Source organism: Streptomyces sp. NPDC051105, from assembly GCF_040682795.1.
Classification (GTDB): domain Bacteria; phylum Actinomycetota; class Actinomycetes; order Streptomycetales; family Streptomycetaceae; genus Streptomyces.
The window spans coordinates 149,039-163,497 of record NZ_JBFBBR010000006.1 but is presented as its reverse complement, the minus strand read 5'-3'; the positions used below and the strand labels follow the sequence as shown (position 1 = coordinate 163,497).

Sequence of the window (14,459 nt, the reverse complement as noted above, 5' to 3'; positions counted from 1 at the left end):
GTCGACAGGGTCGGGTGTCACTGTCGACTTGTCCCCAGGTCGAGTTGAGGACCTGTGGATAACTCCTGTGGATAACGAAGATAGGAACGTATGGCTGGTTAGAAACGGCCGTCCTGGCAGCGCGCCACCCAGTCCGAGGCCGCCATGAACTCCTCGTCCGACGTTCCCGGCCGCGTCGGCCCCGCGGTCTCGCCCGGATTGATGTCCGCACGCGGGTACGAGCCCAGGAACCGCACCTGGCGGCAGATCCGCTTCAGCCCCATCAGGGCCTCCGCCACCCGGCGGTCGGAGATGTGCCCTTCGGCGTCGACGCAGAAGCAGTAGTTGCCGATGCCGGCGCCGGTGGGCCGGGACTGCAGCAGCATCAGGTTGATGCCCCGGGTGGCGAACTCGCCGAGCAGATCGCGCAGGCCGCCGGGATGGTCGTCGTTCTGCCAGAGCACGACCGAGGTCTTGTCCGCGCCGGTCGGGGCGGCCGGCCGGGCCGGGCGGCCCACCAGCACGAACCTCGTCTGCGCGTTCTCCGCGTCGTGGATCTCGGTCTCCAGGGCCTCCAGGCCGTAGCGCGCGGCCGCGAACTCGCCGGCGAAGGCGGCGTCGTAACGGCCCTCCTGGACCAGGCGGGCGCCGTCCGCGTTGGAGGCGGCGGACTCCCAGACGGCCTCGGGGAGATGGGTCCGCAGCCAGTTGCGGACCTGTGGCTGGGCGGCCGGGTGGGCGGTGACCGTCTTGATGTCGGAGAGCTTGGTGCCCGGCCGGACCAGCAGCGCGAAGGTGATCGACAGCAGCACCTCGCGATAGATCATCAGTGGCTCGCCCGCGACCAGCTCGTCCAGCGTCGTGGTGATGCCGCCTTCGACGGAGTTCTCGATCGGCACGAACGCGGCCTCGGCCTCACGGCTCCGCACGGCGTCCAGCGCGGACTGCACGGAGATGTACGGGATCAGCTCCCGGGTGGCCGCCTCCGGAAGCGTGCGCAGGGCGACTTCGGTGAAGGTGCCTTCGGGACCGAGATACGCATAGCTCGCTGGCATGTCCCTCACCCTAATGGGCGCAAGGCAGCAGGGCTCACCTGTCGGGTCGGAACCACTCGACCGGGTGGTTTGAAACCCGGAAACGCGCCAATAGTGATCGTTATCCACAGTGGTAACGCGGCCACCGCGCGGAATCCACCGCAGGCGCGGAATCCACTACACGGGATACCCGGCCCCGGCTGTCCGGCCTCAGCCCTCCAGCAGGCGCTGCCCCACGTACTCCCCGTCGGCCGCCCCGCCGGGTACCGCGAACAGTCCGCTCGCCTCGTGCCGGATGTACTGCGAGAGCGCGTCCCCGCGGTCCAGCTTCCGCTGCACCGGTACGAACCCACGCAGCGGATCCGCCTGCCAGCAGACGAAGAGCAGCCCCGCGTCCGGCGTCCCGTCGGCATCGATGCCGTCGTGGTACGAGAACGGGCGCCGCAGGATGGCCGCGCCCCCGTTCTGGTCGGGCCGGGTGATCCGGGCGTGGGCGTTGATCGGGACGACGTAGTCGCCGTCGGACCTGGTCTTCTCCAGGTCCATCGCCGTTGTCTCGGTACCTCCGGACAGCGGCGCTCCGTTGGACTTCCTGCGCCCGATCACGTCCTCCTGGGCGGCGAGCGAGAGCTTCTCCCAGTCGTCGAGGAGCATGCGGATCCGGCGTACGACGGCATAGGAGCCGTTCGCCATCCATGTCGGCTCGCCCGACGACGGTACGAAGATCCGCTGGTCGAAGTCGGACTCCGTCGGCTTCGGATTCCGGGTGCCGTCCAGCTGGCCCATGAGGTTGCGGGCCGTCATGGGGTGGGCGGTGGCGCCCGGGGTGCGGTTGAAGCCGTTCATCTGCCAGCGGACCTTGGCCGCGCTGCCCGCGTCCTTCTGGATGGCGCGCAGGGCGTGGAAGGCGACCAAGGCGTCGTCGGCGCCGATCTGTACCCACAGGTCGCCGTCGCTGCGCGACCTGTCGAGGTGGTCGGAGGAGAAGTCGGGCAGCGGGTCCAGGGCGGACGGGCGCTGCTTCTCCAAGCCGGTGCGGGCGAAGAAGCTGTTGCCGAAGCCGAAGGTGATCGTCAGTGACGAGGGGCCGGCGTCACGGGCCACATCCGTGTCGTCCTGTGTCATCGCCTCGCCCGCCATCAGCCGTTCGGCCGTCGTCGACCAGCGACGCAGCAGCGCGGCGGCCTCCTTTCGCCCCGCGCCCGCCGCCAGGTCGAAGGCGACGAGATGGCCGCGCGCCTGGAGACCCTCGGTGATGCCGGGCTGATGTTTCCCGTGAAACATCGCCTGGTCGGAGCCCACCGAGCTGAGCGGGGTGGCCTGTGCGGGCGCGGCCGCGTAGCCGACGCCCGCGCCTGCCGCGCCGAGCGCGAGTCCGGTGGCCCCGGCGGTACCGAGCAGCGCGCGCCGGGTGACGCCTCCGGCCGGGGGAGCCGACGGGCTTTCCTCGGTGACCTGCGGACGGAGGGACTGGGACGGTTCAGCCATGGTGCGGTTCAGCCGATCTGCGCGTTCTTGGAGACGGTCACCTGGTCGATGTCGGAGGTCCGCACGGTCACCGCGATCTGCCAGTCGCCGGCCATGGGGATCTGCACACCGTTGGCGGCCCAGTGGCCGGTGGTGACGTGGTCGGGGGTCACGGGAAGCGGCCCGATCTTCTTGGCGGCGAGGGTGAAGGCGACCTTCACCTCGGGGATGTCGAAGGCCCGGCCGTTGGGGCGCTGGACGTAGACGTGCATCTCGTTGATGCCCACCGCCGCGGGGTCGAGGTCGACCCGGACGACGCCCTTGCCGTCCTTGCCGCCGGTGTCGAAGGACATGTCGAGGGTCAGCGCGCCCGAGGACGAGTTCGATGCCGAGGACGAGGAGGAGGACGCGGCCGAGGCAGTCGCCCTGGCGTCCTGCTCGGTACGGCCCGGCTCGGTCTGCGTCAGCACGGTCGTGACCGCGAGCAGGGCGACGGCGACCCCGGCCTCGGCGAGCACCGAGCGACGCAGGCCGAAGCGGTTGGGGTCGGCGTCCCGGACGCGCTTCTGCCGGGCGGCGTCCTTGGCGGCCTGCTGCCGGGCCAGTTGGGCGGCCCGCTCGGGGTCCTCGGAGTCGTCACCGGTGGAGGCGTCCTTGCCGGAGCCCTTGACGCCGGACCCGCCGGACCCGCCGGACCCGCCGGACGTGTCAGAAGCGGCGGACGCGCTGGAAACGCCGGACCTGACCGACGCCTCCTTGGTGGCGGCGGACGCCTTGACGGTCTCCTTCTCTTCCTCCGCGTCGGCGACTTCCCCGGCCGACTCCTCGGTCCCGGTCCCGGTCCCGGTCCCGGTCTCGGTCTCGGCCTCCGTCACCGTCTCCGCCGTGTCCGCGAGCCGTCGCGTCCACCGCCGTGAGATGGACGCGATGCCGACCAGCAGTGCCACCAGCGCGATCTTGACCAGCAGCAGCTGCCCGTAGGCCGTGTCGGTGAACGCCGACCAGGAGCCGAGCTGGCGCCAGGACTGGTAGATGCCGGTGGCCACCAGTGCCACCACGCTTCCGAAGGCCATGCGGGAGAAGCGGCCCACGGCGACGGCCCCGACGGGCGTGTCCGCGGGCGCCCGGTAGAGGGCGACCAGCAGGGCGGTCAGGCCGCCCAGCCAGGTGGCGACGGCGAGCAGGTGGATGACGTCGACCGGCATCGCGATGCCCGGCTGGAGTCCGGTGGAGGCGTGCTCGGCCATGGCCCAGCTCGCCGCGAGCCCGGCGGCCACGACGGTCCCGCCGATGGCGAGCCCGAAGGTCAGGTCCCGCTTCTCCGCGCCCTCCTCACGCTTGTCGTAGGCTCCGAAGAGGACGGCGATGAACAGCGCGGCGGCCGCGAGCAGCAGCAACCGGGAGACCAGGGCCGCGCCGGTCTTGGTCTGGAGGACCTGGCCGAGCAGGTTGAGGTCGAAGATGTCGCCGACGCTGCCGGAGGTGGCGTAGGACCCGCGCAGGAGCAGCAGCCAGAGGGTGGCCGCGGTGAGTGTCAGCCAGCCGCCGACGACCAGCCGTTGCAGGGCCTGTACGCCGGAGCCGCGCTGCCAGCAGGCGAGCACGAAGGCGGCGCCGCCGACGAGCACGATGTACCCGGCGTACGACATGTACCGCCCGAAGCCGTAGAGCCAGCCGACGACCCCGCCGCCCGCGTCCTGGTCCCCGACCGAGGCGACGGTCTTGGAGGGCGCCCCGACGGAGAATGTGTAGGCGCCGGCGACGGGGTGGCTGTCCGCGGAGACGACCTGCCAGGCGACGGTGTACGTGCCCTTGCCGAGCCCGCTCTTGAGCTGGACGCCGTAGGTCGTCCCGGTCAGGTTGTCCGGCTTGGCCAGGTCGACCCGCTTGCCCTTGGGGTCGAGGACCCGGATCGAGTTGTCGTTCAGCGACACGTTCTCGGAGAACGTGAGCGAGACCTGGTCGGGTGCCTTCGGGACCACCACCCCCTGGGCGGGGTCGCTGCCGGTCAGCGCGGCGTGCGCGGAGGCCGGCCCGGCGCCGGCCAGCAGCGCGCCGGTGACGGCGAGGAACAGCAGCACCAGCGTGCGCAGGCGGGGGGTGATGGTCCGCGTCAAGGTCGGTCCCTCCCTCAGTGTCCGGTCGAAGGGTTGTACGTGGCGGACTTCACCGGCATCTCGACGGTGAGCGGACCGGATTCGGCGAACTTCAGCTTCAGGGTGATCGTGTCGCCCTGTTTCGGGCGGCGCTTCAGCTTCTCGAACATCAGGTGGTTGCCACCGCTTTTGAACACGAGTTGACCGTGCGCGGGCACCTCGAAGGAGTTGACCTCGTCCATCGCCCCGCCGTTGGTCTCGTGCATGGTGACCTCGCCGGCGGAGTCGCTGGTGACGGATGTCAGCTCGTCCTTCGTCCCGCCCTTGTTGGTGATCGTCAGAAACCCGGCGGCCATGTCGGCGGAGACCGGCTGGGGCATGTAAGAGGCGCCGACGGACAGCCCGGTTCCCGAGGAGCCCGGAGAGTCCGAGCCGCCGCAGCCCGCCAGGACCAGCGCGCCCGCGAGGGCTATGCCGGTCGTTGCCACGCCGGTCAGGGCGAGCCGCCGCCCGGTCAGCGCCGGAAGGGTCAGCGCCGGAAGGGCCGGCGCCCGGCGGGGCGGTGCCGGACGGCGCAGTGCCGGGAAGGCCCGGGCCCGACGCCTCACGGGTTCTCCCCCTTGATCAGCTTGGGGAGGTCCTTGGTGTAGTCGTCGACGGTGGCGTCCTCGCCGTAGAGGACGTAACCCCCGTCGGTCTTCGGCGAGAACGCGATGACCTGGGTGCCGTGCACCGAGACGGTCTTGCCGGTCTTCTTGTCCTTGTGGGTCGGCTCGATGGAGATGCCGAGGGTGCGGGCGCCGGCCTGGATGGTGGAGAAGTCACCGGTCAGGCCGACGAACTGGGAGTCGATGCCCTTGAGCCACTTGCCGAGCTCGGCCGGGGTGTCGCGGGCGGGGTCGGTGGTGACGAACACGACCCGCAGCTTGGCCTGGTCGGCCTTGGGCAGCGCCTTCTTGGCGACCGCGAGGTTGTTCATGGTCAGCGGGCAGACGTCGGGGCAGTGCGTGTAGCCGAAGTAGATGAGCGTCGGCCGGCCCTTGGTCTCGGCGCGCAGGTCGTACTTCTTGCCGTGGGTGTCGGTGAGTACCAGGTCCGGCTTCTCGAACGGCTGGTCCAGGATGGTCGCGGCCTTGTTCGAGGTGTCCCCGGCGACCACGGTGACGGGTGACTTGCCGTCGTCGCCGCTGCCGCAGGCGGAGAGGGTCAGGGTGGCGGCGGCGAGCAGCGCGGCCGCGGCGAACGTCTTCTTGCGCATACGAAAATGTCCCAGTTGTGAGAGATCCGGCGCGCACCGGGGGCGTACGAGAACTACCGGGGGCGTACCAGAGCTGTCGGAGCCACGACAGCCTCGCACGGCCCCCTGTGCGCGCTACGGACGTGGAGCTCAGGCCTCGGAGCCGGTGGACCGGCGGCGGCCCGCGAGGACGCCGTAGGCGACCCCGGCCGCGCCGACCACGATGCCGACGACGCCGAGGACGCGGGCGGTGGTGTCACTGCCACCGGACGAGGAGCCGGAGTCGTCCGAGGCGGTGGTCTCGGTCTTGGCCGCGGTGTCCTCGGCCGTGGTGGTCCCGTGGTGGTCGTCGGTGACGGCGGCGGACAGCGCGAGGGCCGGGGCCGGGTTCTCGGGCTCCTCCTGGCCCTCTTGCTGGACCTCGATCCAGCGGACGACCTCCTTGTTGGAGTACGTCTGGATCGCCTTGAAGACCAGTTCGTCGGTGTCCTCGGGCAGGGCGCCCACGGAGAGCGGGAACTTCTGGAAGTAGCCGGCCTCGATCCCCTTGCCCTCGGCGGTCCAGGTGACCTTGGTGACCGCCTCGTCGATCTTCTCGCCGTGCATCTCCAACGGCTTGGCCAGCTTGGACTTGGTGACCTCGACCTTCCAGCCGGCCATCGGCTGTGGCATCACGGAGGCCAGCGGGTGGTCGGCGGGGAAGTTGACCTCGAGCTTGGTGGTCGATGCGTCGTCGCGCTCGTTGGGGACCTTGAAGTCGATGACCGCGTAACCGCCCTTGGCGGCGGTGCCCTCGGGCTGCACGCTGACGTGGGCGAACGCGGGCGAGGAGACGGCCAGGACGGCCGTGCCCGCGACGGCGGTGACGGCGGCGATACGAGAAGCCTTCATGGCACGGAAAGCCTTCATGGCAGGGAGCACTCCACTCTGAGTGAGTTCTGTCGTTGAGGGGCGCGCGGGCAGCGGGAAGCGCACGCGCGCGTGCCGCGCGACGGCGGCAGGCCCCTCCGGATCCGGACAGATCCCGGGAAGTGCTCTGGTCGCGTCGCGTCAGGCGGCGAGAACGAGTACGGCGGCGGCCATGGGCGGCCCGCGCCGGATCACGGAGTGCTGGAGTGCGACGGTGTGGGGCGCGGGCGGTTCGTCCCGGGTGCTGCGACGGCTGTGCGCGGGCGCCTCGGGTATGGCCACGAGCCCGGCGCACAGAGCGCGCGCCAGTGCGAGCGCCCCGCGCAGGGAACGGACGAGCGCCCCCTCGGCGACCCCGTGCGCCGACAGCTCGATCAGCCGCAGCAGCGCCAGGTCGCCCCGGCGCAGCAGCCATCCGGCGACCACGGCCGCGAGGAGGTGTCCCAGCAGCATGGGCACGGAGGGCAGCAGCGAGCCGGAGGCCCCCGTGGCGTCCGCCGCATGGGCCGTCCCGCTCAGGCCGGCGGCGGGACCGGAGGTGCCGAGATGCGCGTCGGAGAGGATCTTGTACGCGTGGGCGGGGCTGATCTGCGCCGCCCCGGCCCCGCACACCAGCCGCGCGGCCCGCTCGACCAGCGAGGCGTCACTCGTCGACAGCGATGACAGTGAGGACATCGAGGACATCGAAGACATCGAAGACATCGACGTCGAGCCGGTGGACATCGTGCCGGCCGACATCGCCGCGCCGCCGTGCTGGCCGAGCCCGAACAGCGTGTGCAGCACGGTCTGCATGACCGCGAGCAGTGCCACGATCCCCGGCAGCGTGCGGGCCCGCCCGGTGAGCGGGGCGACGAGTGTCAGGGTGCCGAGAAAGCCCGCGCCGAGCGTCCACAGCGGAACGGTCGCGCAGGATGCCAGCGTGTGCCCCGCCGCGGCCAGCACGACACAGAGCGCGGCGAACACCGCGGCCCGCAGGAGCCGCAGTCCGCTTCCGGTGCGCGCCGTGCGCGGATGGGGGGCGTTCATGGCGCGCTCATCATCGCACTGGGCTCACGGCCGCCATACGGCAGGTCCACAAGGTTCGGTTACAGGTGAGAGGAGTGAAAGAAGCGGAAGATCGTCCTTGCAGTGAACCACCCGCTCATACACCGAAACCTCCTAAGGCGCATCCCCCGGATGGGCGTTCTCACATGAACGGAGTGCTTACACCCGCGCACGGATGGCAATAGGTATCGGTATGTCGAGCCGCAGCCAGGAGGCTGGAGCATGAGCATCTGGTGGTCACTCCATCTGCGGCGCGAGGCCGCGAGCGTCCCGCTCGCCCGGCGGCTGCTGATCGGCACGATGGAGACGGCAGGCGTCGACCCCGAGATCTCCTACGACCTCTCGGTCGCCCTCAGTGAGGCGTGTGCGAACGCCGTGGAGCACGGCGGGGCGGGCCGTGCCTCGGAGGCGTACCGGGTCACCGCCTATCTGGACGGTGAGAAGTGCCGTATCGAAGTGGCCGATTCCGGCCCGGGGTTCGGCCCTGGGTTCGCCCGCACCCAGGAGATCAGACCCGCCCGCCCGGACGCCGAGCACGGCAGAGGGCTCTGTCTGATCAGAGAACTCGCCGATCACGTCCACATCGGGAACAAGCCGGGCCGTGGCGGCACGGTGGTCAGCTTCGACAAGATCCTCAAGTGGACCAAAGATCCTTCCCTGCTTTCGGCATGACTCTCCCACGTGCATAACCCGCGCGCTAGGGTGCGCGCATGATTCTCGGAAAGATTAAAGAAAACGCAATCCTGCCCGGCGTGATATTGCGTCCCATTGCCGTGGGCGACGCGAAACCGCTGTCCGCCGCGTACGCGGGCAACCGAAAGCATCTCGAACCCTGGGAGCCGGTCAGACCCGAGTCCTTCTTCACCGTCGAGGGACAGACCGAACGCATCGATGGCCTGCTGCGACAGGCCGCGGACGGGATCATGGTCCCGTGGGTCATGGAGTCGGCCGAGGACCGCCGGATCGTCGGCGCGATCACCCTTTCCGGAATTTCCCTGGGACCTTTCTGCAGTTCGTACGTCGGTTATTGGGTGGCCGGTGATCAGCAGGGCCGCGGGCTGGCCAGCGCCGCGCTGGAGCGGGTCTGCGAGATCGCCCGGGATGTCGTGGGACTCCACCGGATCGAGGCGTCCACCCTGATCGACAACACGACGTCGCAGCGGGTGCTGAAGAAATGCGGATTCGAGACGATCGGCGATGCTCCGCAGTATCTGCACATCAATGGAGAATGGCGGGACAGCCGGCTGTTCCAGAGGGTTCTGCACGACCGCGACCCGGCTCTGTGAGAGCGTCACCCCGCCCCTGTGACCAGCGTTTTCCGCCGACCTCAGCTTCCTGGGCGTTCACAGCCTGTTGCCAGTCTCTGCCCATGCCCCTGACAAACGGCGTTCCTAGCTTCGTCACCCATGACGGGAAACCACAAAGACACGTCGATCACCCGCCGCCGCGCCCTCGTGGTGTCCGGCGGCACGGTGGCGGCCGGCGGCCTCGCGGTCGCCGGCTTCCAGTCGGCCTTCGCCGATGGGACCGACACCAGTACCGACGCGGACGCCACGGCCTCCGCCAGTTCCACCAGCGGTGAGTGCATGACGCTGATGAGCAGCGTCACGGAAGGCCCGTACTACCTCGATGGTGCCTTGGTGCGCAAGGACATCACCGAGGGCAAGGCCGGCGTTCCGCTCACCCTGCGCCTGACCGTGGTGGACGCCACCGACGGCTGCACCCCGGTCAAGGGTGCCGCGGTCGAGATCTGGCACTGCGACGCCTGGGGCTACTACTCCGGTTACACCACCGCCAACCCGGGCGGCTCCGCCCCCGCGGAGAGTGAGGAGGGCGATTCCGCCGACGACAACACCTATCTGCGCGGCTACCAGATCGCCCACGCCAACGGGGTCGTCAAGTTCGAGACGATCTTCCCCGGCTGGTACACCCCGCGCACCTGCCACATCCACGTCAAGGTGCACACGGGCGGCGAGAAGGAGGACGGCACCTACGAGGGCGGCAAGGTCAACTACACCGGTCAGCTGTTCTTCGACGACACCATCGCCGAGGAGATCTTCACCCTCGACCCGTACGCCAAGCACACCGGCAGCTACACGGTCCTCGCCGACGACATGGTGTACGACGGCGGGGGTGCCTCCAGCGGTCTGCTGACCCTGAAGGCCGTGCACAAGAAGGACCCCTCGAAGGGCTACAAGGGCTCCCTGACCCTGGGCATCGACCCCGACGCCGAGAACACCGGCGCCGGCAGCGGCGGGGGCGGCACCCCGCCGAGCGGCGCCCCCACGGGCGCCCCGCCCACCGACAGCGCCTCCCCTTCGGCCTCCGCCTCCTCGTAAGGTAAGGGACATGACAAGCCGCGAGGACGACGCGCTGGCGCAGGCCGCCGTGGCCGCGCTCACCGGCCAGCTGGCGCTGGCCCCGAAGCCGGGGCTGCCCGACCCGCGTGACCTGGACGCCCGCAGCACGCGCCGGGAGCACGACAGTCTGCGCTGGTCGGCCAGGGCGCTGGCGCCCGGCCTCGCGGCGATGGCCGCCTCCGCCCGCCGTACCGGCGAAGCCTCGCCGGTGCTGCGGGCGGAGCTGGGCGCGATCGGCCGGTCCACCGAGCACTCGGTCGGCCTGGCCGGCGGCGGCCACAAGGGCGCTCTGTGGGCCCTCGGCCTCCTGGTTGCCGCGGCCGCCCTGGACCCCCGGGCCAAGGCCCGTGAGATCGCCGCCACGGCGCGCAAGATCGCCGCCTTCAACGACAAGGGCGCCCCCAAGCGCCCCTCCCGGGGTTCGTCGATCTCCGCGAAGTACGGCGCGGCCGGCGCCCGGGGCGAGGCCAGGGCCGGATTCCCGCACGTACGAAGGGCGTTGGACGCACTGGCGACGGCCCGCAGGGGGGGCGCCACCGAGAACCAGGCCCGTCTCGACGCCCTGCTCACCGTGATGTCCACCCTCCAGGACACCGAACTCCTCTACACCGCGGGCCCCCTGGGCCTGCGCCACGTCCAGGCGGGCGCCCGCGGCGTCCTGGAAGCGGGCGGTACGGCGACGGAGGCCGGCGCGGAGGCACTGACGGCCCTGGACGCCGACCTGTACGAGCGCGGCTGGAGCCCGCGGGGCAGCGCGGGCCTGCTCGCCGGGGCCCTGTTCCTGGACGCCCTCCCGACACGCTGAGCCAGCCGTCCGGCACCTTGCGAACACCGCCAGGGGCTCCGGGCAGACCCGCTCCCGGGGCGCCCCCGTACCCGAGGACCAGGCCCTGCGGTTGCCCCGCACCGCCGCCCGTCCAAGCGCCCATCAGCGGGGCTGTACAGATGTGCGGCTACCGCCGGGTGGGCGCGACAGGCCCCCACCCACCCGCGGAACACAGCAATGGCCGGGCACCCATCCAGGTACCCGGCCATGCACACCACACGTCAGCTCTTGAGCGAAGCCATCCACGCCTCGACCTCGTCCGACCGCCGCGGCAGCCCGGCGCTGAGGTTCCGGTTCCCGTCGGCCGTCACGAGGATGTCGTCCTCGATCCGCACCCCGATCCCCCGGTACCCCTCCGGAACGGTCAGGTCGTCGGCCTGGAAGTACAGCCCCGGCTCGACGGTCAGGACCATCCCCGGCTCGAGGACGCCCTCCACATACGTCTCGGTCCGCGCGGCAGCGCAGTCGTGGACGTCGAGCCCGAGCATGTGCCCCGTCCCGTGCAGCGTCCACCGGCGCTGCAGCCCGAGCTCCAGCACCCGCTCCACCGGCCCCTCCACGAGCCCCCACTCGACGAGCCGCTCGGCCAGCACCCGCTGCGCGGCATCGTGGAAGTCGCGGTACTTGGCGCCCGGCTGCACCGCCGCGATGCCGGCCTCCTGGGCGTCGTACACCGCGTCGTAGACCTTCTTCTGCAGCTCGCTGTAGGTGCCGTTGATCGGCAGCGTGCGCGTGACGTCGGCGGTGTAGAGGCTGTGCGTCTCCACGCCGGCGTCAAGGAGGAGCAGTTCGCCCGAGCGCACCGGGCCGTCGTTGCGGACCCAGTGCAGGGTGCAGGCGTGCGGGCCGGCCGCGCAGATGGAGCCGTAGCCGATGTCGTTGCCCTCCACGCGCGCGCGGAGGAAGAACGTGCCCTCGATGTAGCGCTCGGACGTGGCCTCGGCCCTGTCGAGGACCTTCACCACGTCCTCGAAGCCGCGGACCGTGGAGTCGACGGCCTTCTGCAGCTCGCCGACCTCCCACTCGTCCTTGACCAGCCGCGCCTCGGAGAGGAAGACGCGCAGTTCCTCGTCGCGCTCGGCGGTGACCTTGTCCGTCAGCGCGGCCTCGATGCCGGCGTCGTACCCGCGGACGACCCGCACCGGGCCGGTGGCCTCGCGCAGCTTGTCGGCGAGTTCGCGGACGTCGGCGGCGGGGATGCCGTAGAGCGCCTCGGACTCGGTCAGGGAGTGGCGGCGGCCCACCCACAGCTCGCCCTGCCCGGAGAGCCAGAACTCGCCGTTCTCGCGGTCGGAGCGGGGCAGCAGATAGACGGTGGCCACATGGCCGTCGTCCTTCGGCTCCAGGACGAGTACGCCGTCCTCGGTCTGGTCGCCGGTCAGGTAGACGTACTCGACCGACGCCCGGAACGGGTAGTCCGTGTCGTTCGAGCGAGTCTTCAGGTTGCCGGCCGGGATCACCAGGCGCTCGCCCGGGAAGCGGGCGGACAGTTCGGCGCGGCGGCGGGCGGTGTGCCCGGCCTGCTCGATGGGCTTGAGATCGCGCAGCTCCGTGTCGGCCCAGCCGGACTTCATGTTCTCGGCGAGCTCGTCGGACACGGCCGGGTACAGGCCGTTCTTGCGCTGCTTGATCGGCTCTTCCGACTCGGTCTCCGGGGTCTCCGGAGTCTCCGGGGTGAGCTCGTCGGACACGGTCATCCTCCTCGACACTGCACTGGATCCCGTCCATCGTACGGTCGTACCCAACGGCGACCCAGGGCCGGACGAATCCTGACCGGGTGACCTGCCTTTTTGACCGACCGATCAGTCGAAACGGGCAGCGAGCAGCACCACGTCCTCCTCGCTGCCGGCCGAGTCCAGTCCGTTCGGCAGCATCGTGCGCAGCACATGGTCGGCGATCGCCCCGGGGTCGTGGCGCAGCGCGCGCGGGACGCCGGCGGCGGCCGCGTGCAGCCGGGCGAAGGCGCGGTCCATGGGGTCGCCGGTGCGGTGCAGCAGCCCGTCGGTGTAGAGGAGCACCGTTTCGCCGGCCTCGGCCTCGATCTCCACGCTGGGCGCCTCCCAGCAGGCCAGCATCCCGAGCGGCGCCGAGACCGACGTCTCCGCGAACTCGGTGCGGCGCTCCCCGATCAGCAGCGGCGGGCTGTGTCCGGCCCCGGCCAGGGTGACCTTGCGCAGCGCGGGCTCGCAGTAGGCGAACAGGGCGGTCGCGGAGCGGGCCGGTTCGGTCAGCCGCAGCAGCAGTTCGAGGTCGGAGAGGACCGCGACCGGGTCCTCGCCCTCCATCACGGCGTACGCCCGCAGGGAGGCCCGCAGCCGGCCCATGGCGGCCACCGCGCTGGGCCCGGAGCCGGTGACCGAGCCGACCGCGAGGCCGAGGGCGGCGTCGGGCAGCGGCAGCGCGTCGTACCAGTCGCCGCCGCCGCGCGGGCCGGTGCGGTGCCGGGCGGCGAGCTGGACGCCGGCCACCCGGGGCAGCCGGGAGGGGAGCAGCTCCTCGGCGATGGTCGCCATGCACGCGCGCGTGTGCTCGACTTCCAGCAGCCGGGCCAGGTGCTCGGCGGCGAAGCGGACGTACAGGCCGATGAGGTGGCGCTGGCGCTCGTTCGGCTCGGCCGGCTCGTCGTACAGCCACAGGACCGCGCCGAGGCCGGCGGCCGCGTCGGTGATCAGGGGGAGGGCGTAGCTGGCGGCGTAGCCGAGGCGGGTGGCGACCTCGCGGTGCCGGGGGTCAAGGCCGTCCTCGGCGAACAGGTCGGGGTGGGCGATCTCGGCGGCGGTGGTGGTGTCGTAGGGCAGCGCGCCGCTCGGGACGGTCTCCATGTGGCCGAGGTCCGCGCGGCCGAGTCCGAGGCCGAGCGTGGTGTGCGGGCCGAGCCCGTCGGCGGGCTCCAGCGCTACGAGACCGCGCCGGGCGCCCACGAGGGCGGTGCCGGCGCGCAGCAGTTCCTGGAGGGCGGGCTCCAGTCCGTCGGTGCGGGCGAGCCGTTCGGTCAGTTCGTGGAGGGTGGTCAGGTCGGAGACCCAGCCGGCCAGCCGGTCCTGGAGGAGCGTGCCCGGCGCTGGTGCGGCAGGGGCCTTCGGGACCGGAGGTGCGCCCGGGGCGGGGGGGACCGGCGCGACAGTGTGTGCTGGCGTGGGGATCGTTGAATCGATTCCAGCCACTTTCGGAGGGTGCGGGGCGTTCATCGTGTCCGGCTTTCAGACCTGCGCGTATTGCTCAAAAGCATCGCAAACCCCCATGTCCTTCTGCGCCGCTAGCGGTGTCTCCACATGTACACGCACTCGTGAGGGGATGTCCAGCATTGTCCTGCCGGGATTCCTGGTGTCCGTGGGTCTCCCGGTGACTTCTCCCGGACGGCTTGCACAAAAGCAAAGTTGGCTTAAAACTGACTCGGGCAACGCTTCATTGCGGTCGACTGGCCTTGCTCCACGGAGCGTCACAGCGGTCGTGATGGGTACGTACTCGGAGAAGGCCAGGGGTGGTTGGGGATCACCCGGAACCTGG

The 14,459-nt window shown here is 70.9% G+C and carries 13 protein-coding genes; 4 read left to right on the top strand and 9 right to left on the bottom strand.

Going from position 1 to position 14,459, the window contains the following annotated elements; translation table 11 throughout:
• Positions 1-98 precede the first annotated feature (98 nt).
• From pheA to AB0N16_RS17065, 7 genes are all read right to left on the bottom strand, one after another.
• Positions 99-1,034, bottom strand: coding sequence for a prephenate dehydratase (pheA, locus tag AB0N16_RS17095; RefSeq protein ID WP_365797391.1), 936 nt, complete (start codon positions 1,032-1,034; stop codon positions 99-101).
• Positions 1,035-1,223: 189 nt separating this feature from the next.
• Complete coding sequence (gene efeB / locus AB0N16_RS17090; RefSeq protein WP_365797389.1) at positions 1,224-2,501, bottom strand: iron uptake transporter deferrochelatase/peroxidase subunit; 1,278 nt, start codon at positions 2,499-2,501, stop codon at positions 1,224-1,226.
• Between the two features lie 8 nt (positions 2,502-2,509).
• Complete coding sequence (locus tag AB0N16_RS17085; RefSeq protein WP_365797387.1) at positions 2,510-4,597, bottom strand: copper resistance protein CopC; 2,088 nt, start codon at positions 4,595-4,597, stop codon at positions 2,510-2,512.
• 14 nt (positions 4,598-4,611) lie between these two features.
• A complete protein-coding gene (locus tag AB0N16_RS17080) occupies positions 4,612-5,094 on the bottom strand; it encodes a copper chaperone PCu(A)C (RefSeq protein WP_365797875.1) in 483 nt (160 codons plus the stop codon).
• An 86-nt stretch (positions 5,095-5,180) separates the two neighbouring features.
• Complete coding sequence (locus AB0N16_RS17075) at positions 5,181-5,834, bottom strand: SCO family protein (protein WP_365797385.1); 654 nt, start codon at positions 5,832-5,834, stop codon at positions 5,181-5,183.
• A gap of 129 nt (positions 5,835-5,963) precedes the next feature.
• Complete coding sequence (locus AB0N16_RS17070) at positions 5,964-6,704, bottom strand: YcnI family protein (RefSeq protein WP_365797873.1); 741 nt, start codon at positions 6,702-6,704, stop codon at positions 5,964-5,966.
• Between the two features lie 159 nt (positions 6,705-6,863).
• Positions 6,864-7,748: a hypothetical protein gene (locus tag AB0N16_RS17065; RefSeq protein ID WP_365797383.1), complete on the bottom strand. Its 885-nt coding sequence runs from the start codon at positions 7,746-7,748 to the stop codon at positions 6,864-6,866.
• A 240-nt stretch (positions 7,749-7,988) separates the two neighbouring features.
• Here AB0N16_RS17065 and AB0N16_RS17060 point away from each other — a divergent pair, with 240 nt between their 5' ends.
• The 4 genes from AB0N16_RS17060 (at position 7,989) to AB0N16_RS17045 (ending at position 10,931) form a co-directional block, all read left to right on the top strand.
• Entirely contained in the window at positions 7,989-8,438 is a 450-nt protein-coding gene (locus AB0N16_RS17060) for an ATP-binding protein (RefSeq protein WP_351695727.1), read from the top strand.
• Between the two features lie 38 nt (positions 8,439-8,476).
• Complete coding sequence (locus tag AB0N16_RS17055; RefSeq protein WP_365797381.1) at positions 8,477-9,052, top strand: GNAT family protein; 576 nt, start codon at positions 8,477-8,479, stop codon at positions 9,050-9,052.
• 120 nt (positions 9,053-9,172) lie between these two features.
• Positions 9,173-10,105: an intradiol ring-cleavage dioxygenase gene (locus AB0N16_RS17050; RefSeq protein WP_365797380.1), complete on the top strand. Its 933-nt coding sequence runs from the start codon at positions 9,173-9,175 to the stop codon at positions 10,103-10,105.
• A gap of 10 nt (positions 10,106-10,115) precedes the next feature.
• Entirely contained in the window at positions 10,116-10,931 is an 816-nt protein-coding gene (locus AB0N16_RS17045; RefSeq protein WP_365797378.1) for a triphosphoribosyl-dephospho-CoA synthase, read from the top strand.
• A 242-nt stretch (positions 10,932-11,173) separates the two neighbouring features.
• Here AB0N16_RS17045 and AB0N16_RS17040 read toward each other — a convergent pair whose 3' ends face one another.
• The gene (locus tag AB0N16_RS17040) at positions 11,174-12,643 is read right to left on the bottom strand and encodes an aminopeptidase P family protein (protein ID WP_365797376.1); all 1,470 of its coding nucleotides are present in this window, start codon (positions 12,641-12,643) and stop codon (positions 11,174-11,176) included.
• Between the two features lie 111 nt (positions 12,644-12,754).
• On the bottom strand, positions 12,755-14,140 hold the full coding sequence (locus tag AB0N16_RS17035; protein ID WP_365797374.1) for a PP2C family protein-serine/threonine phosphatase: 1,386 nt from the start codon (positions 14,138-14,140) through the stop codon (positions 12,755-12,757).
• Positions 14,141-14,459 lie beyond the last annotated feature (319 nt).

Bases quoted from the DNA above. Each gene is read 5' to 3' on its own strand.
- pheA (WP_365797391.1), bottom strand. From the start codon at position 1,034: ATGCCAGCGAGCTATGCGTATCTCGGTCCCGAAGGCACCTTCACCGAA.
- efeB (WP_365797389.1), bottom strand. From the start codon at position 2,501: ATGGCTGAACCGTCCCAGTCCCTCCGTCCGCAGGTCACCGAGGAAAGC.
- AB0N16_RS17075 (WP_365797385.1), bottom strand. From the start codon at position 5,834: ATGCGCAAGAAGACGTTCGCCGCGGCCGCGCTGCTCGCCGCCGCCACC.
- AB0N16_RS17070 (WP_365797873.1), bottom strand. From the start codon at position 6,704: ATGAAGGCTTCTCGTATCGCCGCCGTCACCGCCGTCGCGGGCACGGCC.
- AB0N16_RS17065 (WP_365797383.1), bottom strand. From the start codon at position 7,748: ATGAACGCCCCCCATCCGCGCACGGCGCGCACCGGAAGCGGACTGCGG.
- AB0N16_RS17060 (WP_351695727.1), top strand. From the start codon at position 7,989: ATGAGCATCTGGTGGTCACTCCATCTGCGGCGCGAGGCCGCGAGCGTC.
- AB0N16_RS17055 (WP_365797381.1), top strand. From the start codon at position 8,477: ATGATTCTCGGAAAGATTAAAGAAAACGCAATCCTGCCCGGCGTGATA.
- AB0N16_RS17050 (WP_365797380.1), top strand. From the start codon at position 9,173: ATGACGGGAAACCACAAAGACACGTCGATCACCCGCCGCCGCGCCCTC.
- AB0N16_RS17045 (WP_365797378.1), top strand. From the start codon at position 10,116: ATGACAAGCCGCGAGGACGACGCGCTGGCGCAGGCCGCCGTGGCCGCG.
- AB0N16_RS17035 (WP_365797374.1), bottom strand. From the start codon at position 14,140: ATGAACGCCCCGCACCCTCCGAAAGTGGCTGGAATCGATTCAACGATC.